Here is a 25,851-nt window from a genome sequence, read left to right as displayed (position 1 = left end):
CTAAGTTTTTTTAACCTGCGGCTCTGCCGTCTGCATCCCATGAACCAACTCGACGCCCTCAAACAATTCACCACCGTCGTAGCCGACACTGGCGATTTCAAACAACTGGACGCGTTCAAGCCCCAGGACGCGACCACCAACCCGTCGCTGATTTTGAAAGCCGTGCAAAAGGCGGACTACGCCCCCTTGGTGAAAGACACCGTCAGCCAGTTCCGCGGCCGTGCCATGGACGAGATCGTGGACCGTTTGCTGGTGCGTTTTGGTTGTGAAATTCTCTCCATCATTCCCGGCCGTGTGTCTACCGAAGTTGACGCGCGCCTGAGCTTTGACACTGCGGCAACGGTGGCCCGTGGCGAGCGCCTGATCGAGCTGTACCAAGCGCAGGGCATTCACTCTGACCGCATTCTGATCAAGGTTGCGTCGACCTGGGAAGGCATCAAGGCCGCCGAGCAGTTGGAGCGCAAAGGCATCCACACCAACTTGACCCTGTTGTTCGCGTTCTGCCAAGCCGTGGCTTGCGGCGAGGCCAAGGTGCAGCTGATTTCCCCGTTTGTCGGCCGTATCTACGACTGGTACAAAAAGAACGCCGGCGCAGCCTGGGTTGAGGCTGACAACGCGGAGTTGAATGACCCCGGCGTCAAGTCCGTGGCCCAAATCTACGCTTACTACAAAAAGTTCGGTATCGCCACCGAAGTCATGGGCGCCAGTTTCCGCAACGTGGGTCAGATCACCGCCTTGGCCGGTTGCGATTTGCTCACCATCAGCCCCGATTTGTTGGCCCAGATGGCAGCGTCCGAGGCGCCTGTGACCCAGCACCTGAATGCCGATGCCGCCAAGACCGCCGATATCGAGCACGTCAGCTACGACGAAGCCAACTTCCGCCTCGCCCTGAACAATGACGCCATGGCCACCGAAAAGTTGGCAGAGGGCATCCGTGCGTTCTGCGTGGACGCCGTCAAGCTCGAACAGCTGTTGCTGGCCGCTTAAGCGCACCAAGGATTCGCGAACATGGCACGTACCCGTTGTGACCGCACGCCCGCTTGGGCCCAATTGCAGGCTGCGTATGCAGCGACCGGCCAGGCGCTGGATGTGCGCCAAGCCTTTGAGGCCGACGCCCAGCGCTTCACCCGTTTAAGCCAAGAGGCGCCTTATGTGTTTGCGGACCTGTCCAAAAACCGTATCGACGCCAGTACCGAAGCACTGCTCATGGATCTGGCCCGCCAAAGCGGTCTGCCCGAGCACCGCGATGCCATGTTCAGCCGGCCAGAAAATCAACAACACCGAGCAGCGCGAGGTGTGGCACGTTTTGTTGCGAAATCCGCCCTCAGCGCAGGTGGGGTATGCGGGAGCCGCTCCTGAATTCATAGCGGGTGAGCAAGCTAAGGTGCACGCTACGCTGGACGCGATGCTGGCCTACGCCGAGCAGGTGCGCGCAGATACGGCCATCACCGATGTGGTGAACATCGGCATCGGCGGATCTGACCTCGGCCCGCAAATGGCGGTGTTGGCGCTGGATGCTTTTGCCACCAGCGGCAAACGCCTGCATTTTGTGAGCAATGTGGATGGTCACGAGTTGGCCGCCAAGCTGCCCCACTTGAAGCCCGAAAACACCGTCTTCCTGATCGCCAGCAAGACGTTCACCACGATCGAGACCATGACCAACGCGGCCTCCGCGAAGGCCTGGTTTCTCGAGCAGGGCGGCACTAATATTGCCCGCCATTTCGCGGCACTCACCACCAACGTGGCGGCGGCAAATGCCTTTGGCATCACCACTACCTTCGGTTTTTGGGACTGGGTGGGTGGGCGGTACTCCATGTGGTCGGCCATCGGCCTGCCGATTGCCATCGCCATCGGCGCGCAAGGCTTTCGCGAGCTGCTGGCAGGTGCCCATGCCATGGACGAGCACTTCCGCACCGCGCCCTTGGAGCAAAACCTGCCGGTGCGGTTGGGGTTGCTGGACGTCTGGTACCGCAACTTCCACGGCTTTAGCAGCCGCAGCATTGCGCCGTACCACAGCGCCTTGCGCCGCCTGCCGGCCTATTTGCAGCAGTTGGAGATGGAGAGCAATGGCAAACGGGTGGACGCCAGTGGCGAAGCCTTGCCGTTCGATACCTGCCCGGTGCTGTGGGGCGAACCCGGCACCAATGGTCAACACGCCTACTTTCAGATGCTGCACCAAGGCACCGAGGTCGTGCCGGTGGAGTTTGTGGCCGTCAAAAAGGCGCGCCACCACCTGAAAGGCCACCACCCGATGTTGCTGGCCAATGTGCTGGCGCAGGCCCAAGCCCTGATGCAAGGCAAAGACGATGCCGGTGGTCACAAGCATTTCACCGGCAACCGCCCCAGCACCTTCTTGCTACTGGACGACTTGACGCCCGCCTCGCTGGGGGCGCTGATCGCGCTGCAAGAGCACCGCGTGTTTGTCAGTGGCAGCCTCTGGGGGATCAACAGCTTTGACCAGTGGGGCGTCGAGCTCGGCAAAGTGCTGGCCAAAGACATTGAGCCCCGTCTTCATACCGGTGACGCCACGGGCCTTGATGGTTCCACCGCTGGTTTGCTGGCGCGTCTGCGCAGCTGATTGCAGACGCTCAGCCTGCCTCAAGCCCGCGCGCTGCACTTGGCAGCGCAGGGCCTGTTGCAGCCGCTTGCACGCCCCGCACAAGAAGGCGATGTAGCGGCCTGTGTGCAGCGCATGGGCTTGCTGCAGATTGACACCATCCATGTGGTGGCGCGCAGCCCGTATCTGGTGTTGCATGCCCGCTTGGGCGACTACCCGCCGGCATGGCTGGAAGACGCGTTGGCCAACGGCGCCTTGTTTGAAACCTGGGCCCACGAGGCCTGCTTTGCCCCCGCTGATGATTTGCACTTGCACCGCGCCTACAACCGCGAGGGGCGCACGCATTGGGGCATCGCCCATGCCCAGAAACTCGCTGCGGCCCAGCGCCCGCAGCTGGATGCCTTGCTGGAGCAGATCCGCACGCAGGGGCCGGTGAAGTCGTCTGACTTTGTGCGGCTTGAAGGCAAGGGCGGCGCTTGGTGGGGCTGGAAAGACGAAAAGCGTTGGCTGGAGGCCTTGTTTGCTCTCGGCGAGCTGATGATCGCGCGCCGTGACCACTTTCACCGCGTCTACGACCTGAGCGAGCGGGTGGCACCTGTATTGCGCCAGCCTGCACCCGCATTGCCGCCAGACGCGCTCGCAGCCGTATGGGTAGAGAAGGCTGTGACTGCACTGGGGGTGACCCAAGCGCGGTGGATCAACGATTACTTCCGGACCAAGCCGCGCCTGCAGGATGCGCACTTGGAGGCGCTGGTGCGTGCAGGGCGCATCCAGCGAGTGGCTGTTGAGGGGTGGGCTGCGGCCGGCTATGTGCACACCGACCATACCGGCCTGCTGCAACAGGCGCTGGCAGGCGACTTGGTGGCCTGCCACACCGCACTCTTGTCGCCGTTTGACCCTGTGGTGTGGGACCGCGAGCGGGCCTCCACCTTTTTTGATTTTGACTACAAGCTGGAGTGCTACACCCCCGAGGCGCAGCGCGTGCACGGCTACTTTGTATTGCCGATTTTGTGCCGCGGCGAGCTCATAGGCCGGCTGGATGCCAAAGCGCACCGGGCAGGGGGCGTGTTTGAAGTGAAGTCACTCCACGCCCAGCCGGGTTGTGTGTGGACTGAACAGCAGGTGCAAGAAGTTGCTGCTGCCATCCACCGCTGTGCCGCATGGCACGGTACCCCGCAGGTGCGCATAGGCAAGACACAACCTGCCAAGTTGGCTGCCGCTTTGCGGCGAGCACTCAAGCGCGCTTGACGCCGGTTTTCAGCCAGTGGGGCGCGGCCTGCCGGCGATAACCCTTGCATCGGGGCGGGCATAGCGTTGCGCGCGTGCACTGATGAGTGGGAATTGAGACTATCTGGTCTTTATTCATACCCAGGAGGCTTTTATGGTGACTCGGCGCGATTTCTTTGTCGGTGGCGGTGCGGCAGTGGCGGCTTATGCAGCCGGATCCTTTTTGCCCTTGGGCGCCCAATCGGCCCCCAACTTCGGCGCACCCAGTGTGGTGCAGGTGGGCTTTCGCAAGCAAAAGCTGGGTGACTTTGAAGTCATCGCCCTGAACGACGGTGTCACCCGCCGCCCCTTGGCCGCTGAGTTTGTGCGCAATGCCCCCTTGGGCGAAGTGCAAGAGCTGCTGAAATCGCAAAACCTGCCCACCGAATACCTGGATGTGCCGTACACCGCCTTCCTGGTCATTGCTGGCAACCGCAAAGTGCTGCTTGACACCGGTTTCTCGGACAACGGCGGCCCCACCACCGGCCGCTTGGTGGCCAATTTGAATGCTGCGGGCTACAAGGTGGAAGACATTGACACCGTGATCCTGAGCCACTTTCACGGCGACCACATTTTGGGTGTGCGCAACAAGGCGGGCCAATTGGTGTACCCCAATGCCAAGATCATGGTCCCGTCCGTCGAGCATGCGTTCTGGATGGACGACGCCCGCATGGCCGCAGCACCTGACGCCATGAAGGGCGCCTTCCAGACCGTGCGCCGCATGTTGGGTGGCCTGAACGACAGCCAGATGGTGAAGTTTGAAGCCGGCACCGAAATTGTGCCCGGCATCAAGAGCGTGGCGGCCTATGGTCATACCCCCGGTCACACACTGTTTATGGTGGAGAGCAAGGGTGAAAAGTTCGCCTACGTGGCCGACATCACCAACGTGCCCCAGCTGTTTGCGCGCAACCCTGATTGGGCGGTGCAGTTCGACATGAATGCCGAAGAGGCCCGCGTGGCCCGCCGCAAGGTGTTTGACATGATCGTGAACGACAAGGTCATGGCGGGTGGCTTCCACTTCCCGTTCCCGGCGTTTGGCCGCGTCGAGAAGCTGGGCAATGGTTTTGAATTCAAGCCAGTCGCTTGATAGTCTGATCGACCGTAGATTGCTGCAATAGCGGCTCTTCAGAGTCGTATCCGGCCCCGTCAGCGCTATGCTGGCGGGGCTTCTTTATTTGGAACCTTCAAGCTATGAATGTGGTGTTTGACTTTGGCGCTGTGCTGTTTACCTGGCGCCCGGTGGATTTGATGATGGAGTGCTTTCCCCAGCGCGCCGCGACCCGTGCCGAGGCTGGGCACCTGGCGCATGAGGTATTCGGCCATCACGAGTGGCAAGCCTTTGACCGGGGCACGATCGCCATGGCGGACGTGGTGGCCCAAGTGGCTAATCGCGCGGGTTTGGATGCTACGGTGCTCGGCACGCTGGTCGAGAGCATTGGCGAGCGGCTGACCCCCATGCCGGAGTCGGTAGCCTTGTTCAAGAGTTTGGTGGCCTTGAGCGCGCAACGTGCAGCCCGTGGAGGCGAGCCCTTGAAGCTCTACTACCTCTCCAACATGCCCGTGCCGTATGCCCGTACGCTGGAGCGCGTGAACGCATTTCTGCAAGACTTTGACGGCGGCATTTTCTCGGGCGACGAACTGCTCATCAAACCCGAGCCCGCCATCTACCAATGCCTGCAAAAGCGCTACGCCCTCGAGCCCGCCAAGACGGTCTTTCTGGACGACCTGCTCCCCAACATCCAGGCCGCGCAGGCCGAAGGCTGGCACGGCATCCACTTCCACACCGCGCAACAGGCAGTGCAAGAGTTGCAAGCCCTGGGTTTAAGCGAAATTAGCCTATAGCGCTCATAGAAAGTGCGCAAGTAGCTATCAAAAGCATAGCAAGAGAGACGTAAAAAAGCCCCGCAAGGCAAAACCGAGCGGGGCTTTTTATTGGGTTCGCAGTCGAGAGCAATAACGCCACATCGACGAAGCATGAGGGCTTAGCGCAAGGCGCTTGGGCGCTGACAGTACCTGCGGTACGGCAAGCCCAAGCAACGCGGCGATCAGCCCTCAGGCAAGGAGAGCAGGAGCAATTACATGCCCATGCCGCCCATGCCGCCCATACCACCCATATCAGGCATACCGCCGCCAGCAGCTTCTTCCTTCGGAGCTTCAGACACCATGCACTCGGTCGTCAACATCAAGGAGGCCACGGAAGCTGCGTTCTGCAGAGCAGTACGTGTCACCTTGGTGGGGTCCAGAATACCCATTTCGATCATGTCGCCGTAGGTGTCGTTGGCAGCGTTGAAGCCGTAGTTGCCCTTGCCACCCAACACAGCGTTCACCACCACAGAGGCTTCGCCACCGGCATTGAACACGATCTCGCGCAAAGGTGCTTCGATAGCCTTCAACACCAGCTTGATACCGGCGTCTTGGTCAGCGTTGTCACCCTTGATTTCGCCAGCAGCTTGCTTGGCACGCAGCAGAGCCACGCCACCACCAGCCACAATGCCTTCTTCCACAGCAGCGCGGGTAGCGTGCAGGGCGTCTTCGACGCGGGCCTTCTTTTCCTTCATTTCGACTTCGGTAGCAGCACCCACCTTGATCACGGCAACACCGCCAGCCAACTTGGCCACGCGCTCTTGCAGCTTTTCACGGTCGTAGTCGGAAGTGGCTTCTTCGATCTGCACGCGGACTTGCTTCACGCGGGCTTCGATGTCAGCAGCAGCGCCAGCACCGTCGATGATGATGGTGTTTTCCTTGCCCACTTCGACGCGCTTGGCGGAACCGAGGTCGGCCAAAGTCACTTTTTCCAGGGTCAGGCCCACTTCTTCAGCGATCACCTTGCCGCCGGTCAGGATGGCGATGTCTTCCAACATAGCCTTGCGACGGTCACCGAAACCAGGAGCCTTCACAGCCACAACCTTCAGGATGCCGCGGATGGTGTTCACCACCAAAGTTGCCAGGGCTTCGCCATCGACATCTTCAGCAATGATCAACAAAGGACGGCCAGCCTTGGCGACTTGTTCCAGAGTAGGCAACAAGTCACGGATGTTGCTGATCTTCTTGTCGAACAACAGAACAAACGGGTTGTCCAGCAAAGCAGCTTGCTTTTCTGGGTTGTTGATGAAGTAAGGGGACAGGTAGCCGCGGTCGAACTGCATGCCTTCGACGACGTCGAGTTCGTTCTGCAGGGACTTGCCGTCTTCCACAGTGATCACGCCTTCTTTGCCCACTTTGTCCATCGCGTTGGCGATGATGTCGCCAATGGATGCGTCAGAGTTGGCGGAAATGGAACCCACTTGGGCGATTTCCTTGGAAGTGGTGGTGGGCTTGGAAGCCTTCTTCAGCTCTTCGATCAGAGCAGTCACTGCCTTGTCGATACCGCGCTTCAGGTCCATCGGGTTCATGCCGGCGGCCACGTACTTCATGCCTTCGCGAACGATGGCTTGAGCCAACACGGTAGCGGTAGTAGTACCGTCGCCTGCGTTGTCAGAAGTCTTGGAAGCGACTTCCTTGACCATCTGCGCGCCCATGTTTTGCAGCTTGTCTTTGAGTTCGATTTCCTTGGCCACGGACACACCGTCCTTGGTCACGGTGGGGGCGCCGAAAGAGCGCTCCAGAACCACGTTGCGACCCTTAGGGCCCAAAGTCACTTTGACCGCGTTAGCCAAAATGTTCACGCCTTCAACCATGCGAGCGCGGGCTTCGCCGCCGAAAATTACGTCTTTTGCTGCCATGTTATGACTCCAAATTTAAGTGAAATATGCCGCTAGCCCACATGAAACATGCGCAACTAGCTATTTATTTGATAGCGCGGTGAATTACTTCTCGACGACTGCGAACAGGTCGTCTTCTTTCATGACCAGCAGCTCATCGCCATTGACCTTGACGGTCTGGCCGGAGTACTTGCCGAACAACACGCGGTCGCCGACCTTCACGGTCAGGGCCTTGGTTTCGCCCTTGTCGTTGGTCTTGCCGGGACCGACAGCCAACACTTCACCTTGGTCAGGCTTCTCAGCTGCGTTGTCAGGGATGTAGATGCCGGAAGCAGTCTTGGTTTCGGTTTCGACGCGCTTAACAATCACGCGATCTGCCAAAGGACGCAGGTTCATGAGAAATCTCCTAGATATGGAAACAAGAAACACCAGGGGCCGCCCACTTAGGCCAGCTCCCGAGAACTAACGCGGCTGGTGCTGTTAGCACTCAAGTCCGACGAGTGCTAATCATAAGGGCTTTTGACCTGATTTCAAGAGTCCCCCCGCTTGCGAGGGGGTTACGTCGGTATGGCACTTTCCGCAGGTCACAGCAAACGGCAACCGCTTTAAAGGCCACGACTTACACTAGTTTTGGGGGCGGATGGCCCAGCGGGGGACGCATGGAGTCTGGTTTTCAGCAGGGAGTTCTATGAGCGAACATTTTGATGTGCTGATCGTTGGCGCAGGTATTTCAGGCATCGGCATGGCGTGTCATTTGCAGAAAGAATCGCCGGGCAAGCGATACGCCATTCTCGAGCGGCGGAGCGCTATTGGTGGCACCTGGGATTTGTTTCGCTACCCCGGGGTGCGCTCCGATTCCGACATGTTTTCTTTCGCCTATGGCTTTCGGCCCTGGATGTCGCCCAAGGTGCTGTCCGAAGGTCGACTGGTGCGCGAGTACGTCAAGGAGACTGCTGAGGAATATGGCGTGGACCGCCACATCCGCTTCGGCCTGAAAATCCTCAAGGCGGATTGGTCCAGCGATCAGAACCTCTGGACGATCACGGCCCTGCAGGAGGCCACCGGTGAAACCAGCGCCTACACCTGCAATTTCTTTGTGAGTTGCACCGGCTATTACGACTACGACCAAGGGCACCTCCCGGTGTTCCCCGGCCTCGATCGCTTTGAAGGGCAGACGATTCATCCGCAGTTCTGGCCCGAAAACCTGGACTACCGGGGCAAGCGGGTCGTGGTGATCGGCAGTGGCGCCACGGCGGTCACGATTGTTCCGGCCATGGTGGCTCAAGCTGCGCATGTCACCATGTTGCAGCGCACACCCACCTACTACTTCATCGCACCCACACTTGAAAAGGCGATTGCACTGCTGGGGCGTTTCCTGCCTGCGCGCTGGATTTATGGGACCTTGCGTAGTGCCTATATCGCTTTGCAGCGTGCGCTCTACAAGGGTGCCAAGCGCTGGCCCCAAGCCATGCGAAAGTTCATGTTGCGCCCTATTCAGAAAATGCTGGGGGACACCGTGGACATGCGCCACTTCACACCCAGCTATAACCCGTGGGACCAGCGCATGTGTGTGGTGCCCGATGGCGACCTGTTCAAGGCCATCAAGTCGGGCAAGGCGACTATCGTCACCGACGAAATAGCCACGTTTACCGAGCATGGCATTTTGCTCAAGTCAGGTGAGACGCTGGACGCGGACATTGTGGTGACTGCAACCGGCATACGCCTCAAGACCTTCGGTGGCATGGACATCACCCTGGACGGCGCACCGGTGGCGACCCACCAGCTGCTGAGCTACCGCGCGGTGCTGATGCAAGACCTGCCCAACATGGCCTTCATTTTTGGTTACACCAATGCCTCGTGGACGCTCAAGGCAGACATCGCTTCGCGCTACGTGTGCCGGCTGCTCAATTACATGGATAGCAAGGGCATTGCACGTGCAACGCCCCGCGCTCCCGCCGGACAACTGGGCGAGGGCAATGTGATGAGTTCACTGACCTCGGGCTATATCCTGCGGGATGTGAGCGAACTGCCACGCCAAGGCCGCAGCGGTCCATGGCGCGTGACCCATGCCTACGAAGTCGACAAAACCTTGCTGCTGAACGAGTCGATTGACGATGGCGCGTTGGAGTTCGTGCGGCGGGGTTAAACCGATAGCGTGCGCGCAAACTCCAGGAAGTCTTGGGCGGTCTGGGCGGGCGCTTCCAGCATGGGCAAGTGCCCGATGCCCTGCATCACGATAGTCTTGTGGCGCGGAAACAGCTGCTCCTGGGTCCGGGCAGCTGCCGGGTTCAAGATGGCATCTTCCGTCCCCCACACGATCAGCGCCGGGGTTGGCCAGGTCGTGTGTTGGGTTTCGAGCATGGGCGAATGTTGGCTGAGGTCTTTGAAGATCGCGCAATGCAAGGGGTAGTCCACTATCGCGCGCGCACCCAAAGTGCGCTTCAAGAAGCCGGGGAAGTAGGGAGGACGCGCCATGGTGGCGCGGATCAACTTGGCCACGTCGGCTTGGCTGCGCAGCAGGAGGGGAGAGTCGCCAGTGGCGAGGTAGTGCCGCAGCATAGGTGAGTCGTGGGCAGCGGCCGTGCCAGCAGCATCCAGCAACCAGAGCGCTTTGACCTGCTCGGGAAAGCGAGCCGCATATTCGCACGCGATGAAGCCGCCCATGGAGTTGCCACCGAGAATTACTTGTTGCACGCCCAAGGCTTGGAGGAACGCATGCAAGCGCTCCACTTGATCGGACATGCGGTACCGCGCTGCGGGGTCGCGTGTTGCATCGCCAAAGCCGGGTAGGTCGGGCTGTATCACCCGAAAGTGCGGTGTTAAAAACCGCGCCATGCGCGTGAAATTGTCTTTGTCGCCCCCGAAACCGTGCACGAGCACAAGCACCTCGCCCTGCCCACCTTCCAGGTAGGGGATTTCAAAGCCCGCAATCGCTTGCGACTTCAGCACCAGTCCGCTGCGCTTGCGCTCCAACCCCAATCCCCAGCGAGACGCAATGTCAGGCTTCCATTCAGCAAACACCCACAGACATGTGGCGATCAGCAGCAGCGTAAAGAGAAGTGTCATGTGCAGACCCTCAAACGGCATCAAACCTTGACACTGGTCCGCAGCAAGGCAGTTCTCAATTCGCGGTTCGCGGGTAGGGAGACATCCACGCCTTGCACCGCCACGTCAAATGGTGAGCCTGGTTTGATGCAGCTCGGGAGCAGCTTCTTGGTCGGTGTCGTATTGGGGTGTTTGCCATCAGCGGCACACATGCGCACGGAAAAGCCGAATTCATCGAGCACTCCTTTTGCGTACAGCTCCGCCAATTGCTGGAACGACACGAAAGTGGAGCGTTTCACTTCTTTGGCCCCGGGCTCGCGGATGTTGCGAACGATCTCAAACTTGCCGAGAGAGTCTCTTTGTGTGTTCGTAAAGGGATGCACCAAAATCGTCACACGAGGGCCACCTTTGGTGGTCGTGAAGATGTGTTCGGCGCTGATATCTGTGAGCAGCATGTTGTGTTCCTTGTGGGCCCGCACTTTAACTGAATGCCTGCCAAAGGCAGGCCCACGACCCATGCCAAGGGGTGGGCTGGCCGGGAGCACTAAGGCCCACTAGTGGGCGGTAAACATGCTGTTCAGATGATTGGTAACCGCTGCTTGGGCGGCAGGAACCGCGAGCACGCCGCCGTGGGTCGCTGCAACGCTATCGTGGTAGCTCAACGTGACTTGCGAGCCCTTCGACTGCATAGTGGCTAGCAAGGCACGGGTGCTGGAAGGCAAGACGGTGGTGTCTGCAGACCCTTGCACGATCAAGGTGTTCCCTGGCAGCTTCATTTGGCCGGGCTCATTGCTATTGAGCACTCGGGTGACATTCGTCGCGTTGATCGCAGCGTTGATGAAACCTGTGTACCCGGCAGGAGTCGCGCCATTGGTGACCGCGTATTGACCCACACTCGTTGAAACAGATGAGCTGAAGCTACTGAAACACTCAGTGCCGACTTTCGCGTTGTAGACAGCCAGCATCCGGGCTCCGAATACATCGCTAGGTGTCAGTGGAGCGGGCGTACTTTGGGTTCCTTTGACTACATACGCTGCATAGAAGTTGCTAATCTCCACTGCGTTGTATCCCGTCGCGTAGCTCGCAGGGTTTAACGAGCTGGCTTGAATACCCGACCACATGGTGTTGAGAGACATCTGCAGATTGGATGCCGGTGCAATCGCAATTGCGCCTTTGTAATTCAGGCTGGGCTCCTGTTTTTTGGCGAGTCCGGCAAACTGGGCGCCGGCCAAGGCCGCATGCCCGCCCTGTGAGTGGCCCATAGTCGCCCACGCTCCGGAGAGTTGTGTCGTCATCAATTTCTTGGCGCCAACTGCAGCCAATGCCATGGATCGCCCGGCACTGCCCAAGTCGAGGTATGGATGCCCAGCCTCAACGCCCATTGCAGAGCTGCCCATGCCTTCGTAGTCAGGAGCGACTACCACCATGCCCTGCGACAGCAGCGAAGCCACCACACTTGCATATTCCCAATTTCCAGTGGCCTTCATGGTCACGCTGGGGGCACAGCTCTGTGCAACCCCTACGGTCCCGTGACCAAACACGACCAAGGGCCAGCCACCTGGCGGCGGCACTGATTTGGGGGTGAACAGCATGGCGGTTGCGTTGATCTGTTTTCCCATAGCGCTAGGCATCTTGTAGGCAAACAAACTCCCCGTCGCAACGGTGGATAGCGTTAGCGGCAAGTTCAGGGGATCGGCATCTTGAGACTTGAGGGCAACGGATCCCGCAGCGTCTTGCATCGCTTTGACTGCCTCTTGAAGCTTCGCCAACCGCTCTTGCGGCGTGGTGCCTGCCGGCAGGTTTTTCTGTGCCTGTTGTAACTGCGCAGCCAATTGGCGTGCTGTGCCCTGAACGATGGAGTTCCCGGCCGCCACATGGTCTTCATACGGGTTGGTGTCGGAGGCCAAGCCCAGCTCTTCCAGCACACGGCCCTTGGCGGTGGCGGCTGACAGGTTGTCTGTTTTGACTTTGCCAACAATCAATGTGGTGATGGGCGTGACGACGGAAGACTCTGTCGCCGGTGCTGCCATGGTGTAGGCAGACTTACCGGCTGCAAGCAGGGTCAAGCCGTTGTCATCAGAGTCTTTGGCGGTATCGGGAATTTCTGCAATGACCGTCAGGCCGCTGGTACTGATGCTTCCGGTGTCCAGCTTGTATTTGCCACCACTGTCAGTGGTCGCAGTGGGCTCACCCGTATCGCAAGCTCCGTTCGAATTGACATCCAAGCAGACCTTTGCGCCTTCGATATATCCATCAATGACCGTGCCTGATAGAAAGCCTGTCTTAGCACTTCCTCCGCCGCTCCCGCCGCCGCCGCCTCCACAGGCGGTGAGCATTGCGACGGCAATAGTAGACAGAGCAAAGGTGTGCAGCTTGAGGATGTGAGTGGGCATATCGGGTGAGGGAAAGGGCAGGCCTTAAAGCCGGGCAAGAAAAACTGGCGCAGTCTAGTGCCAACGCCTTTCTGCCGCATCCCCCGAATGGGTGAATTTGACGCCATTCAAGGGATGCGCCGAGACCTTGCAATGCTGCTCCCCGAAGCTGTGTGAGGGCTGCAGACTCCTCAATTTCGCGTGAGTTGTTATAGGCTTTGCCCGATACGGCATGATCGAGGACTTTTTTGCACGATTTTCCGACTATTGCCATGACCGAATCCTTGCCCCAGCCAACGGAAGCGCCCGCTGCCGAAACACCAGCAGCCTCCAAGCAGCGCCCCGCCAAATCTGATGTATTGCCGGTGCTCGACAAGATGGCTGCCCTGTATCCCCACTTGTTCGGTGCCGTCTTCAGGCCCATGAAGCGGGGTATTTTTCAGGAGTTGCTCGACAAGCACCCCGCCGAATTTGAACCTGTCAGCCTCAAGGCAGCGCTGTCCATGCATGCGCGGTCGCTGCGCTACTTGACTGCAGTCGCGTCCGGCGAGCAGCGTCACGACCTGCAAGGCCAGCCGGTAGAGCCGATGGCGCCTGAGCACGTGTACCACGCCTTGCTGGAGGTGTTCCGCCGTCGCCAGTCCCGCACCCAGGAAGACTTGCGTCCTAAGCTGGTACAGCGGGTGGTCTCCGCGTGGGAGGCCTCAGGCCTTACGCCCCAAGCCTATCGCGAGTTACTCAGCGGGCGTGACGAAGCGTCCAATGCGGTACTCGACGAAGCGCTCGTTGAAGCCGAAGTGCGTGCTGCCAAGGCGGAGGCCTTGTTGGCTGCATTCAATGCAAGTGGGGCAAGCGTCGAAGCGTTTGCCGATATGTACGGTCTGGATCCGCGCGCAGTCGCCCGTTTGTTGCGGCGCCCTGGTGCCAAAGTGACGGCCTGAGTCACCGCCCTGATCATTCACCAGGGCCCCGCAGCGGGGCCCGGCTCAGAGCCCCACCGTGGGCCGCATTTGCGCAGGGTGCAGGTAGCGCCAGCGCCCTATCCAGCAAGCGAGCAGCAAGGTGGCAATGCCCGCCAAACCTACCCATGTCATCGGGGTGGTCCACGCGCCGCCATAGGCGCCGAACATGGCCGCTTTGATGGCCTGAACCGTCCAGGTCATGGGCATCCAGGGGCTGATGATTTCATACAGCCCGCCACTCAGCTCCACGGGTAGCACGCCGCCCGAGGCGGATAACTGGACCGCCAGAAACACCATGGCAAACACCTTGCCGGCGTCGCCCATGGTGCGCGACAAAAACAGCACGATCATCAAAAACGACATGCTCGCGACCCCGAGGCAGGTTGCAAAAGCCGCGATGTTGTGCACCGGTACATGCAGACCCCAAGTCACGGTTGCACCCAACAGCGCCGCCTGCAGCGCCACCACGAGGATGGGCACGCTGACCTTGCCTATGAATTTCGCTGGCGGCGAGAATTTTTTCGCATGCCGAGGCAACACCCGGATATGAATCAAAAACGCCGCTACTCCTGCACCCAGCCACAGGGCGGCGGGGATCACGTTGGGCGCAAAACCACTGCCACTGTTGCCCACCACGGCATCGATCTCCATGATCGGCTTGACCGAGTTGGCCAGTCCTTCCGGGCTGCCTTCGGGGGTATCGATCGAGGCGGGTAACGAGTTAGCCAGCAGCACCAAGCCCGAGGACAGGGCTTGGCTTCCAGCCTTCAGTTTTTGCAGGCCCTCCGACAAGTCTCCCGCTCCATGGCTGAGCTGTGCGCTGCCGTTCGCCAGTTCGTCGAGCTGGCTGTCTTCCGGGAGCTTGGTCACCGCTTGGCGGATGGCGCCGGTCATGGTGCGCATGCCGGTTGTCAGCGTGCCCACACCGGCACTCAAACGTGTGGCGCCATCTGCCAGTTTTTTCTGCGCATCAGCGGCTGTGCGGATGCCATCGTCCAATTGATTGAGCCCGCCTGCCAGTTGGCCCACGCCGTCCTTGACACGCGTCGGTAGCAACAGGCTGTCATCGGCTTCTGTCTTGAAGCCCATGGCACCTTCCAGCAGCTTGTGGCTGCCGCCCTGCAATTCGTCCATGCCCTTGCTAAGGTCGGTGTGGCCACTGGCCAGCGCCTCGGCTCCGGCTTTAAGCCGGTTCAGCTCGGAGTTGGGTGGGCGTTTGGAGTCCAGGGTTCGCAGTCCGTTGCCGAGTTGCTTGAAACCATCGGTGGCCTGATTGACGCCGGCATTGAGCTTGACCGAGCCGTTAGACAGTGCACGCCCGGCGGTGGCCGCCTGATTGGCCCCGGCCTGGAGATCTGCCGCACCGGTGCGCAGCGCATCTACCCCCGCGCGCAACTCTTCCACACTGCGCTGTGAGCCTGCGGCGTTGGTGAGCACCATGGACCACCGGCGCTCGTTCAGGCTTTCGTTGACCTCATGGCCCAGTTCGTTGGCAAACTGTTTGGCGATGGCGGCCGTTTGGAAGTTATTGCCCTCGGAGGCATACACCACCAGCTTGCCGCCCCCCAGTTGTGCACCGGGTACCGCGTTGGAGCTGAAATCTTTCGGGATGATGAGCGCGAATGCCGCCCGGCCCATGCGGACATCCTGCCGCGCTTGTTCGGAGTCGTCGTAATTCACATAGCCGAAGCGCGCACTCCGCCCGAGCTTGTAGACCACTTGCGCACCCACGTTGAACACACGGTCCTGATAGTGCACACCCTCGTCCAGGTTCACCACCGCAACCTTCAGTGCCTGGCTGTGGGACCCGGGGTCCCACACACTGGTGAGGTAGATCGCGGCATACACCGATGGCAGCACTGCCACCACCACCACGGCGAGCAGCATTTTGGGGTAACGCAGCAGCAACAGCATTTCATGTCGCGCCACGTAGCGCACTTGGCTTGCAAAATTTCTCATGGCTGCTCGGGTGTGTAAGGGCGGGCCGGAGCAGGCGCCCATTGGGCCGGTGGTACGGTTTTGGCTACCGCAGGGTCGGCAATGTACTGAGGCGACATGATCTGTACCCCGAAAGTATTGAATACATCCTGGATGTTGGCGTGCAACGCACTCAACACCTCCGCCCGCGGGCGGGGCTCCTCGGGGATGGCCTGGCATACCAAGCGGTACACCGGGTACCAATCGGACAGCTCGGTCTGGAACACCTGGGGCGCCGGGTGCGCTTGAATTCCTTCTGTGCGCAGCGCCGCGTCAATCAGCATGGCGTGCACCTGGCGCCACGGCGTGTCGTAGCCGATGGTGACGGTGGTGTCCACCACGTAGCCCGGGCCATTCACGGTCCGCGAGTAGTTTTTGGTGGTGCTGGCGAGCACGCTGCTGTTGGAAATCGTGAGCTCTTCACCCAGCCCGGTCCGGATACGGGTTGCAAACATGCCGATATCGGTCACGGTGCCTTCTTGGTCCGCGATCCGCACGTACTCGCCTTTTCGGTAGACGCGGCCATAGGTCAATATCAAGCCACTGGCCGCTTGCCCGACCAGGTTAGACGCGCCCAGTGAAATCATCAGCCCGACCAGCACGGAGAGGCCTTTGAAGGCTTCAGTGCCCGCACCCGGCAGATAAGGGTAGGCCATGGCCAAGGCAAACAGCCAGACCAGCACCTTGCTGATGCGGCGGGTCGGCACCGCCACATCGGCGTCCAGCCAAGGCAGGGTGTGCTCGTCTTCCAGGACCCGGTCAAAAAAACGATCCAGTCCGCGGGTGAGCAGGCGCGCCAAATAAAAAATAACCCCCGCCGTGAACAAGCCCGGTATGGCTTGAATCACCGCATTTCCTGCTTTGCCGGCAAACCCCAGCAAGTAGCCGTTCAGGGCCTCGCCCCACGCTCGGGTGAAAGGAAAACGTTGCAGCACAAAGCTTAGCCACTCATACGCAATCAGCGCTTGCAACAGGCGCAGCAGCACGGTCATGCCAGTGCGCACGGTGCCCACGGCGCGATTCCGGTTGAGCAGGCTGATGCCGCCCAGCTGCAAGCGGGCGGCGTGCTCGGCGGACAGCTGCAGCAGCCGTTTTCCGGCGGCAATGTGCAGGCGCTTGAGCGCGGCCCATAGCGCAATGGCCACTGCAGTAGCGCCGGCTACCCAGGCGAATGCGCGTGCTAAAGCATCGAGGTCTCTGCTTTCGCGGCTCTGGGCAATGGCTGCCTCCAAGGCGCGCTGGGCTCTGAGGGCGGTGGCTTCTAGAGTGTCGCGCGCACTGATGTCGACTTCAGCCGGCGTCACCACAAAGGTGGTGGCGCCATCTATCTGGATCAGGATGCCCATGGTGTCCGGCTTCTGGCTCACCAAGTGGGGGCCGGCTTGTGCCAGTTGGGCTTGCAAGCGGGTGTGCGCGCGCTGGGCTCTGTCTTCGGCCGAGATGCCCGCCATCTCCCCGCGAAACGTGATCAGGTTGCGGTTGTAAAACGTCAGCGCGGCATCGGGGCTGGTGGGCTGCTGTACCGCAGGCCCTGAAGGCCCGGCAACTTGTGCCAGGGCATTGCCCGACAACAGGGACAGCGAGAGCCACAGTAACAACAAAATTTTCATGGGTAGCAGCGATCTAAGTCAGACCCACTATACCCATACCAGCCCTTCCTTTGGTGGGGCCGGCTTTCCTTTACATGGTGTAGCGGCGCAATTGCCGCCGGTCCCACCCATCCTTGAGCCAGTGCCAGGCACGCCCTTTCGAGCTGTACCGTCCCCAAGCCATAACAGCCTGTTGTGAACCCCCAAACAACAGCTGAAAGCCTGCCTCCGGCTGCCGGGCGGTGGCGGGTAAGCGCGCGCCGCGCGCCACGGCTTGTAGATGGCGCAGCAGGTACGCCGAATCGCCGTTGGCGACCCACACCTGCGGATGGCTGCTGCTGCGCAAGTAGCCATCGGCGGCCGCTTGGCCATCAGCATTCAGCGCAAGTCCACTACTGGCCAGCCAAGCGTGTGGCAGTTGCTGCAAGGCCAGCAGCGGTACATCGCACGTTAGCTGCGCGCCGCATCCAAGGTGCACCGCGCTGGCATCGATCTGGAGCGCCGTATCGTGCAATACCGTGATGCGCTGTACCTTGAGTTGTTGCAGCAACCGGGTGGTGCCCGCGGTGGCGAGCGGGGGACCGGCTGGAGCCGGCAGCATCAATACGGTGACGACGCAGGACGGTAGGCGCTGTTGCACCGCCAGCGCCCATTCCAGCGCAACCGGGTGATCGCCGATGACCGCTACGCGCAAGGCTTTTTTCGCCGCCAATTCGGACACCCCTTGCCAGCGTTGGGCCCAGGTTTCCAGCGGGTAGACGCAAAGGCCGAATTTTCCCGCCCCGGGTATGGTTTGTTCCAACTGCTCGTTGTGGTGCGCAGGGGCAGCATTGATCGAAAGCCACTCGTAGTGTTGAGCGCTGCCGTCGCAGAGTGTCAGCGTTTGCTGTCCGGCATCCAGTGACACGGGTTGCTGTTGCAGCCAGCGGATGCCCGCACGCTTCACCAAAGGCTCTAACGGGATGGTGCAGTCTTCTTGCTGGTAGTCGCCGGCAACCAGGCCCGGCCCCATGGCGGGGTGAACTACGTGGGTCTCGGCGGCCACTAGCGTTACCTGTACCTCGGGCAAGGGCTTGCGAGCCAGCGTGTGCAAGAGTTGCAGGTGCGCCATACCAGCACCCAGCAGCACCAACTGCCGTGGTTGATTGCTATGCGCTTCGGGCGATAGGGGAGTGTCTGCTGGGTCTGGGCGCTGCACTGCGGGTGCGTTCATGCGGCTATTGTTTCATGAGCTGCAGGCGGTTCACAAAACCGAGGCTGGTGCCGCCGGTGTTGTCGGCATCCGCGCCGGTCACGATGGCAAGCAAGGGCGGGACGGTGTCTGTCTCGTTGCCGAAGGCGGCCAGAAAATCAGCCTGCAGATCCCGCTTGTGAGAGACCCAACGGCCGAGCGCATCGCTGTTGCCATTCAACACCCGCAGCCGTACCCTGGCGGTGTACGCGTTGTTGAGGGTGGTGCCTGCGGGTAACTGGTTGTCCCACACGTAGCACAGGGTGGCTCCGGGCAAGGCTTCTGCGCTGACCCGGCGGGCTAGGCGCAGCAGGTTGCGCTCGACAAAAGGGATTTTCTCCAGCGGCAAATCAAACAGCGCACACACCTTGAGTGCGGCATCGTCTCCGGTTTTGCTGCGCAGGTCGGCCTGGGCTAGGGGTTGGTCCAGCCGCCACTGCCATTGCAAAAAACGGCCTTCGCTACCCGCGGGAACCGCATGGCTCAGCGCGCCATAGCTTTTGTCGCTGCGCAGGCGTAGCACTTTTTGGCCGTCCAAGGTGGTGATGTCCGGTGCCAGCAGGGGAACCTTGCCACCAGGCAGGCCTACGACCCGCCAGGGGCTGGGGGGCGTGCCATCTGCCGAATCCGCCCAACTTTGCAGCAGACCACCTGTGTCGGTGGGCTGGGTTTGTGCGTTGGCTCCTGTCAAGCTCGCACAGGCTGTGTATAGGCAAAATGCGGCAGAAGCCCACGTTTTCATTGCGCATGCTGCTATCTTTTTAGGAGTGTTTCGCATCGACTTCCTCCGGGCGGATATGGATATGAACCGGGGCTGCGCCAGCAGCCAGCGTACGCACATGGCCGACAGCACAGGCCGCAGCGTAGCCTTGCGCACGCAGGGCGGCAAGGCACGCTGTTGCCTGGTTGGCGGGCACGCTGGCCAGCAGGCCGCCAGCGGTTTGCGGGTCCACCAGCAGCGGCCACAGCGGGTGGCCCATGGCCTGTGCGGCGTTTTGCACCACATGCTGTTGGCGTGCATTGGCGCTGTGAAGGGAGCTCAGCAGGCCCTGTTGCACACACTCCAGCGCGCCGTCCAGCAGGGGCAGGGCATCAGCATTTAGCACCACCTGCACGCCGCTGGGGCGGGCCATCTCTACCGTGTGGCCTATGAGCCCGAAGCCGGTCAGGTCGGTGCAGGCGGTGGCGCCAAAGGTGCGCAGAGTTTGCGCGGCGGCTTGGTTGCTCTGCGCCATGCTCTGCAGCGCGGCTTGCACCCAGCGGCCTTTCGCGGCCGCGCGCCCGTGGGCGGCAAACAAGGCGCCGGTGCCTAATGGTTTGGTGAGCAGCAGCACATCGCCGGGCTGCATGCCACTTTTGCGCAGCACGCCCGTCATCTGCCCTTGGTCGTTCACATCTACCAGACCGTTGACTGCAAAGCCCAGTGCGAGCTCGGCGCCTTCACCGCTGTGCCCGCCGATCAGGGTGCATCCTACCGGATTGAGCACGTCAACGGCACCTTGCATCATCTGGCGCAGGGTAGCTTCCACCTGCCGGTCCACGCCGGGGGGGACGGTGGCAATAGCGGTCGCAGTGTGCGGCTGCGCGCCCATGGCAAACAAGTCGCCCAGCGCGTGGTTGGCGGCAATGCGGCCGAACACATAGGGGTCGTCTACAAACGCGCGGAAAAAGTCCACGCTGTGTACCAGCGCTTTGCTGGGCGGCACGCGCACCACGGCGGCATCATCCGGGCTGTCCAGGCCCAGCAATATATCGGGGTTGGGTTGCACCCACAGGTTTTGCAGCGCGCGGGAGAGCACGCTGGCCCCCACTTTGGCGCCGCAGCCGCCGCAGCGCATGGCGACTGCGGCTTGCGCTTGCTGGGCTTCATCAGCGCTTAGCTGAACGGATGCGTTGGCGGATGTCGCGGCTGAAGTCATGCCCGCGAGCCCCTCCACGCCTTGCACGCTGAAGCGCTGCATAAAGCGGCGGTCTATCCAGTCCTTCCAGCGCCAGACCCAGGCACCGCCAAAGCCAAGTGCGCCGCGCGACGCCACGGCAAATTTGTCACCGGTGCTGATCAGCGCCAGCCAGTGGCGCTGCGGGCGGTAGGGGTGCAGGGGCAAGCCCTGGACCGCACGCTGCAGGTTGATGGCCAGCGGCATGCCCATGCGCACCGCGAACACACCGGCTTTCTCCAGCGAAAAATTTTCCATAGCGGCTACATCACCCGCGGCAAACACGCGCGGGTCGGTGATGCTTTGCAAGGTGTCGTGCAATCGAATGCAGCGGTTGTCTGTCAGGGCCAAGCCGGTGCTTTGCAGCCAAGCGCCGCCGCCGGCTTGGGTGACCCAGAGCACTTCATCGGCGTCAAACCACTCGCCTTGCGCACTGCGCAAACGGCCCGCTTGCACTTCCGCCACTGGCGTTTGCAAATGCACCTGCACGCCGCGCTCGGCAAGCACTTTGGCAAAGCGGGCTTGCACTCCCGCGTTGTGGGTGGGCAGCAGGCCGCCAGACGTGAACAGGCTGAACTGCGGCGCCATCGCCGCGCGCCCGGCTGCGTCGGCTTCAGCCCGCAGCCGGTACTGCATGGCGAGGCACAGTTCCACACCACCCGCACCCCCGCCCACGATGGCAATCGACAGCGGCCGTGTGGTCTGCGCCACTTTGTCGAGCAATTGCAACCAGCGCTGGTTGAAGCCGGTAATGGGTTTGACGGGCACTGCGTATTCAGTGGCGCCCAGTGCGCGCATCTGCGGCGTCGAGCCGGTGTTGATGGAGACCACGTCGTAATCGATGTCGGGCCGGCCGCGCAGCTGGACGGTGCGCGCCTCACGGTCCAGACCCATCACTTCGGCCTGGATGAAACGGGCGCCGGTAGCGGCGCACAGGCGGCACAGGTCGATATGCACATCGTCATAGCTGTAGTGCCCCGCCACATAGCCGGGCAACATGCCGGAGTAGGGCGTGTGCGCATCGGTGCAAATCAGGGTGATGCGCACGCCAGGCAGCGGGTGCATGGCGAAATAGCGCAGCGCCACCACATGGCTGTGGCCGCCACCCACCAACACGATGTCTCTAACGATGGGTGTGGCGGGTACTTGCATAGACCTCAATTCAGCTTCGCTTCCAGTCGTGGAATTTGCGCACCCACTCCAGCAGCTTGTGGGGCTGGTGCGCGCGCTTCCACTCTCCTGCGGCGTATTTGTTGGCCTCGGCCAGTGTGGGGTAGGTGTGGATGGTGCCCAGAATCTTGTTGAGGCCCAGCCCGTGTTTCATGGCCAGCACGTACTCTGCCAGCAGGTCGCCTGCATGGGTGCCGACAATGGTCACGCCCAGAATCTTGTCTTTGCCCGGCACGGTCAGCACTTTCACAAAGCCGTGCGCCTCGCTGTCCGCAATCGCGCGGTCCAGGTCGTCGATGCCGTATTTTGTTACTTCGTAGGCAATGCCTTGCTCCTTGGCGTCCTGCTCGTTCAAGCCTACGCGCGCTACCTCAGGGTCAATGAAGGTGGCCCAGGGGATGACCGAGTAGTCGGCTTTGAACTTCTTGAAGTCGCCGAACAGCGCATTCACCGCCGCATACCAAGCTTGGTGCGCGGCTACGTGGGTGAACTGGTAGGGGCCGGCCACATCACCCGCCGCAAAGATGTTGGGGTAGATGGTTTGCAGGTACTCGTTGGTTTGCACCGTCTTGTGGGTCGGGATGCCCAGCTCTTCCAAACCGTAGCCGCTGAGGCGCGCAGTACGGCCCACGGCGCACAGCAGTTGGTCAAAAGCAATCCGCTTTTCGACGCCAGCGTGTTCCACCACCAACACCTTTTCGCCATCCACCATCTCGCAGCGCAGGGCCTTGTGGCTGGTCAGCAGGTCCACACCATCTGCGCGCAGGGAGTTCGCGGCAAGTTCCGACACTTCCGCATCTTCCCGCGCCATGATGCGCGGCGCCATTTCCACTTGGGTCACGGCAGAGCCGAGGCGTGCAAAGCTTTGTGCCAGCTCACAGCCAATCGGCCCGCCGCCCAACACCACCAGGCGCTTGGGTACCTCGTCCAGCTTGGCGAACTCGTCCCACAGCGTGTCGCTGGTCACATAGCCCACATCGTCCAGACCTGGCAGGGGCGGGACGAAGGGGCGGGCGCCTGCCGCAATCACGATATTGCGGGTGGTCAGGGTCTGTGTGCCGCCGTCGTTAAGCGCGATCTCTACCGTCCACGGGTTGATGATCTTGGCGTAGCCCTGCAGCACTTCCACACCCAGGCCGGTGTAGCGCTCCACGCTGTCGTGCGGCTCAATGGCGGCAATCACCTCGTGGATGCGCTCCATCACTTTTTTGAACGAAAAGAGGCTCTTGCGCTCGTCAGATGTGCGCGGGGTGCTATGTAAACCATAGCGGTCTGCGTGCTGCATCTGATGGGCCAGTTTGGCGCTTTTGATCAGTGCTTTGCTTGGCACGCAGCCGTAGTTCAGGCAGTCGCCGCCCATTTTGTGGGCCTCCACCAGAGTGACCTTAGCTTTGACCGCCGCCGCAATGTAGGCCGACACCAGCCCACCCGCGCCCCCGCCGATGACGATGAGGTTGCGGTCAAAAGTTTGGGGACGCACCGCTTTCCAGCGGGCGTAAACCTTGCGTTTTTGCACCAGGTTCATGAGGGCCTTGGCGATCAGTGGAAATAGGCCGAGCAGTACAAACGCGCCCAGCACCTCGGGGCTTGCGACATCCTTGAGCGACTGCAGTTCTGCCAGCCGGGTGCCGGCATTCACATAAACAGCAGTGCCTGCCAGCATGCCGAGTTGGCTCACCCAGTAAAAGGTGAGTGTGCGCAGGGTGGTCAAGCCCATCAGCAGGTTGATCACAAAAAAGGGCACAACCGGAATCAACCGCAGGCTGAACAGGTAGAGCGCACCGTCCCGGGCAATGCCCTGGTTGATCTCGGTCAGCCGGCTTCCGAAGCGGGCTTGTACCGCGTCGCGCAGCACGAAGCGCGCAGCCAGAAAAGACACCGTAGCCCCAACGCTTGAGGCAAACGACACAAGCAACAAGCCCCATCCCAAGCCGAACACCCCGCCTCCTGCCAGCGTGAGAATGGCCGCCCCCGGCAGCGACAACGAGGCCACCGCTACATAGACCGCAAAAAAACCGGCACGCAGAGACCAAGGGTTCTCTGCGTAAGCGCTTGCCAGCGAGGCCTGGCTCTGGCGCAGAGCGTCCAGACTCAGGTAGCGACCCAAGTCCAACACGACGAAGCTGGCAATCGCCAGCCCGATCAGGGCCAGCACCAGGAGTTTGGATGCCTTCATAGGGCTTCTTTCAAGAAAAAGTGCGCCAACCCCACCAGATGCGGGTGGCTGTGGTCACCGCACACAGCGCGGCGAACAGGTAGGCCAAGGTCGCAAAGTGCGCAGGCCACAGGCACATGGCCACAAAAAAGGCCAGTGTTTCGGTGGCTTCGGTCAGGCCACCCAAAAAGTAAAACGATTTGTCGGGGTAGGCGAGGTTGTCCATGCCGCGCTTGGCGGCCAGTGTTGCAAACGCCAGGAAGCTGCTGCCGGTGCCAATGAAGGCGGCCAGCAAGGCGGCTGCGGGCAGGGCGTTGGTGGTGGGCTCGGCCACCGCAAAGGCCAGCGGAATGCTGGCGTAAAACAAAAAGTCCAGCGAGATATCGAGAAAACCGCCCGCATCCGTCGGCTGGGTTTCGCGGGCCACCGCACCATCCAGTCCGTCCAGCAGTCTGGAGGTTAAAAGGGCGATAGCGCCCGCTGCATATGCGCCATTAGCTATCAAAATTGCAGCAACAAGGCCGACGCCAAATCCTGCCAGCGTGACGGCATTCGCACCCACGCCGGCGCGCACCAGCAGGCGTGCCATGGCCTGCAGGGGCGTGCGCAGCAAGGGCGTGGCAAAACGGTCCAGCATGGCGGCTCAGGGCAGCAGGTCGGCGACGCCGTCCCACACCTCAGGGGCCAGGCGACCTTCAAACCGTTGCAATACCCGGCCCTTGCTATCGATCAGCAAGGTCAGCGGCAAACGGGTGCCGGCGGGGAGCTCTTCTTCCATGCGCACCGACAGCAGACCTTTGGCGTTCATCTGGGTCTGGCCCACCAGCTTTTCGTAGGTTTGCCAATCGCTGGCTTTGCGGTCCAGATTGACCAGCAGAAGGCTGAAGGGCTTGTTTTTCCAGCCATTCAGGTTGGCGCGCAGTTCGGGCAGGCTGTCGCGGCAAACGGCGCAGTCGGTGTTCCAGAAAAAGGCCACTGTGACAGTGCCGTCCAGCGCTTGGGTGCTGAAGCGCTGCCCATTGGCATAGACCGCCGGCAACTGCAGCCGGTTGCCATTCGCTATGGCCGTCGATCCCGCGGCGGCGGGTGTTGTGGATTGCGCTGCCGCGTTGAAGGCCATGCCCAGGCTGCAGGCGAATGCCAGAAGGCCTGTCAGGGCAAGGCGGAGCCAAGGGGCGGTGAAGGTGTGGGGCATGTGGCGAGTCTACGGTGAAGCGGGCAGGTGGTTAGTCGCCGGTGCGCGCATTTCCTTACACCGCGCCGGCTGTGTCCAAGCGGGTGAGGTGTTGGGGGTCGGCGACATCGGCCAGATCGTGGGTTACCAGCAGCGCCGGAATGGCCCGCTGCGCCACCAGCCCGAACACCAGGGCGCGCATGCGTTCGCGCAGGGCGGCATCGAGTTTGGAGAAGGGCTCGTCTAGCAGTAGACAGCGGGGCTGGGCCAGCAATGCCCGGGCCAAGGCCACGCGCGCCCGTTGCCCGCCGGAGAGTCGGGCGGGGTTGGCGTGCAAAAACTCTCGCATTTCCACATCGTCCAATGCTGCTTCCACCGCCCGCTCGCGCGCTTGGCGCTCGCCAGCGGGTACGGCGAACAACAGGTTTTCGCGCACGGTCATGTGGGCAAACAGCAGGTCGTCCTGAAACAAGAGCCCCACCCGGCGCGCCTGCACCGGCAGAGACTCGATGCGCTGGTCATGGAGCGTCACGCGGCCGTCCCACAGCATGCCGTGATCCAGCGTGCCGCACACGGCAGCCAGCACGCTGCTTTTGCCGCAGCCGCTGGGCCCCATGAGGGTGTGCACCTTGCCGTCAGGCACATGAATGTGCAGACTCCGCAGCAAGTCGCCAGCAGGGCTGGCCAGTTGGGTGATATGGATATCCAGACTCAT

20 protein-coding genes and 1 pseudogene are annotated in these 25,851 nt (G+C 61.2%); 7 read left to right on the top strand and 14 right to left on the bottom strand.

What is annotated here, in order from left to right; all coding sequences use genetic code 11:
- Positions 1 to 39: 39 nt before the first annotated feature.
- The 5 genes and pseudogenes from tal (at position 40) to RAE19_RS05670 (ending at position 5,665) form a co-directional block, all read left to right on the top strand.
- The gene (gene tal, locus RAE19_RS05690; RefSeq protein ID WP_313874003.1) at positions 40 to 987 is read left to right on the top strand and encodes a transaldolase; all 948 of its coding nucleotides are present in this window, start codon (positions 40 to 42) and stop codon (positions 985 to 987) included.
- Between the two features lie 21 nt (positions 988 to 1,008).
- Positions 1,009 to 2,578, top strand: a pseudogene (gene pgi, locus RAE19_RS05685) (glucose-6-phosphate isomerase).
- The gene (locus RAE19_RS05680) at positions 2,579 to 3,805 is read left to right on the top strand and encodes a winged helix-turn-helix domain-containing protein (protein ID WP_313874002.1); all 1,227 of its coding nucleotides are present in this window, start codon (positions 2,579 to 2,581) and stop codon (positions 3,803 to 3,805) included.
- Between the two features lie 133 nt (positions 3,806 to 3,938).
- Positions 3,939 to 4,910, top strand: a complete 972-nt coding sequence (locus RAE19_RS05675) for an MBL fold metallo-hydrolase (RefSeq protein WP_313874001.1) — start codon at positions 3,939 to 3,941, stop codon at positions 4,908 to 4,910.
- Between the two features lie 104 nt (positions 4,911 to 5,014).
- Positions 5,015 to 5,665: an HAD family hydrolase gene (locus RAE19_RS05670; protein ID WP_313874000.1), complete on the top strand. Its 651-nt coding sequence runs from the start codon at positions 5,015 to 5,017 to the stop codon at positions 5,663 to 5,665.
- Positions 5,666 to 5,898: 233 nt separating this feature from the next.
- Here the strand turns inward: RAE19_RS05670 and groL are convergent, their stop codons facing one another.
- Both groL and groES read right to left on the bottom strand, forming a co-directional pair.
- Positions 5,899 to 7,545 carry a chaperonin GroEL gene (groL, locus tag RAE19_RS05665; RefSeq protein ID WP_313873999.1) on the bottom strand — a complete coding sequence of 549 codons (1,647 nt, stop codon included), beginning with the start codon at positions 7,543 to 7,545 and terminating at the stop codon, positions 5,899 to 5,901.
- A gap of 84 nt (positions 7,546 to 7,629) precedes the next feature.
- Positions 7,630 to 7,920, bottom strand: coding sequence for a co-chaperone GroES (groES, locus tag RAE19_RS05660; protein WP_296509483.1), 291 nt, complete (start codon positions 7,918 to 7,920; stop codon positions 7,630 to 7,632).
- A gap of 292 nt (positions 7,921 to 8,212) precedes the next feature.
- Here groES and RAE19_RS05655 point away from each other — a divergent pair, with 292 nt between their 5' ends.
- Complete coding sequence (locus tag RAE19_RS05655; RefSeq protein WP_313873998.1) at positions 8,213 to 9,670, top strand: flavin-containing monooxygenase; 1,458 nt, start codon at positions 8,213 to 8,215, stop codon at positions 9,668 to 9,670.
- On the opposite strand, the gene RAE19_RS05650 is transcribed toward RAE19_RS05655, so the two are convergent.
- From RAE19_RS05650 to RAE19_RS05640, 3 genes are all read right to left on the bottom strand, one after another.
- Complete coding sequence (locus tag RAE19_RS05650) at positions 9,667 to 10,590, bottom strand: alpha/beta fold hydrolase (RefSeq protein ID WP_313873997.1); 924 nt, start codon at positions 10,588 to 10,590, stop codon at positions 9,667 to 9,669. The two genes, RAE19_RS05655 and RAE19_RS05650, sit on opposite strands and share 4 nt — an antisense overlap.
- Before the next feature lie 20 nt (positions 10,591 to 10,610).
- The gene (locus RAE19_RS05645) at positions 10,611 to 11,024 is read right to left on the bottom strand and encodes a hypothetical protein (protein WP_313873996.1); all 414 of its coding nucleotides are present in this window, start codon (positions 11,022 to 11,024) and stop codon (positions 10,611 to 10,613) included.
- 99 nt (positions 11,025 to 11,123) lie between these two features.
- The gene (locus RAE19_RS05640) at positions 11,124 to 12,962 is read right to left on the bottom strand and encodes an alpha/beta hydrolase family protein (RefSeq protein ID WP_313873995.1); all 1,839 of its coding nucleotides are present in this window, start codon (positions 12,960 to 12,962) and stop codon (positions 11,124 to 11,126) included.
- Positions 12,963 to 13,213: 251 nt separating this feature from the next.
- Here RAE19_RS05640 and RAE19_RS05635 point away from each other — a divergent pair, with 251 nt between their 5' ends.
- A complete protein-coding gene (locus tag RAE19_RS05635) occupies positions 13,214 to 13,882 on the top strand; it encodes a ProQ/FINO family protein (RefSeq protein ID WP_313873994.1) in 669 nt (222 codons plus the stop codon).
- Positions 13,883 to 13,927: 45 nt separating this feature from the next.
- Here the strand turns inward: RAE19_RS05635 and RAE19_RS05630 are convergent, their stop codons facing one another.
- From RAE19_RS05630 to RAE19_RS05590, 9 genes are all read right to left on the bottom strand, one after another.
- Positions 13,928 to 15,862: a YhgE/Pip domain-containing protein gene (locus RAE19_RS05630; protein ID WP_313873993.1), complete on the bottom strand. Its 1,935-nt coding sequence runs from the start codon at positions 15,860 to 15,862 to the stop codon at positions 13,928 to 13,930.
- Positions 15,859 to 17,490, bottom strand: coding sequence for a mechanosensitive ion channel family protein (locus RAE19_RS05625; RefSeq protein WP_313873992.1), 1,632 nt, complete (start codon positions 17,488 to 17,490; stop codon positions 15,859 to 15,861). The genes RAE19_RS05630 and RAE19_RS05625 overlap by 4 nt, the downstream gene beginning before the upstream one ends.
- 70 nt (positions 17,491 to 17,560) lie before the next feature.
- The gene (locus RAE19_RS05620; protein ID WP_313873991.1) at positions 17,561 to 18,682 is read right to left on the bottom strand and encodes an FAD-dependent oxidoreductase; all 1,122 of its coding nucleotides are present in this window, start codon (positions 18,680 to 18,682) and stop codon (positions 17,561 to 17,563) included.
- A gap of 4 nt (positions 18,683 to 18,686) precedes the next feature.
- The gene (locus RAE19_RS05615; RefSeq protein ID WP_313873990.1) at positions 18,687 to 19,442 is read right to left on the bottom strand and encodes a DUF3047 domain-containing protein; all 756 of its coding nucleotides are present in this window, start codon (positions 19,440 to 19,442) and stop codon (positions 18,687 to 18,689) included.
- 19 nt (positions 19,443 to 19,461) lie between these two features.
- Entirely contained in the window at positions 19,462 to 21,789 is a 2,328-nt protein-coding gene (selD, locus tag RAE19_RS05610) for a selenide, water dikinase SelD (protein ID WP_313873989.1), read from the bottom strand.
- Between the two features lie 10 nt (positions 21,790 to 21,799).
- Entirely contained in the window at positions 21,800 to 23,983 is a 2,184-nt protein-coding gene (locus RAE19_RS05605) for an FAD-dependent oxidoreductase (protein ID WP_313873988.1), read from the bottom strand.
- Between the two features lie 10 nt (positions 23,984 to 23,993).
- Positions 23,994 to 24,599 (bottom strand): CDP-alcohol phosphatidyltransferase family protein, encoded by a 606-nt coding sequence (locus RAE19_RS05600; RefSeq protein WP_313873987.1) that lies wholly within the window; start codon positions 24,597 to 24,599, stop codon positions 23,994 to 23,996.
- 6 nt (positions 24,600 to 24,605) lie between these two features.
- Positions 24,606 to 25,157: a TlpA family protein disulfide reductase gene (locus tag RAE19_RS05595; RefSeq protein WP_313873986.1), complete on the bottom strand. Its 552-nt coding sequence runs from the start codon at positions 25,155 to 25,157 to the stop codon at positions 24,606 to 24,608.
- Positions 25,158 to 25,212: 55 nt separating this feature from the next.
- Positions 25,213 to 25,851, bottom strand: a complete 639-nt coding sequence (locus tag RAE19_RS05590) for an ATP-binding cassette domain-containing protein (protein WP_313873985.1) — start codon at positions 25,849 to 25,851, stop codon at positions 25,213 to 25,215.

It is taken from the genome of Rhodoferax potami (genome assembly GCF_032193805.1).
GTDB lineage: Bacteria > Pseudomonadota > Gammaproteobacteria > Burkholderiales > Burkholderiaceae_C > Allorhodoferax > Allorhodoferax potami_A.
This window is presented reverse-complemented; position numbering and strand designations above follow the sequence as displayed.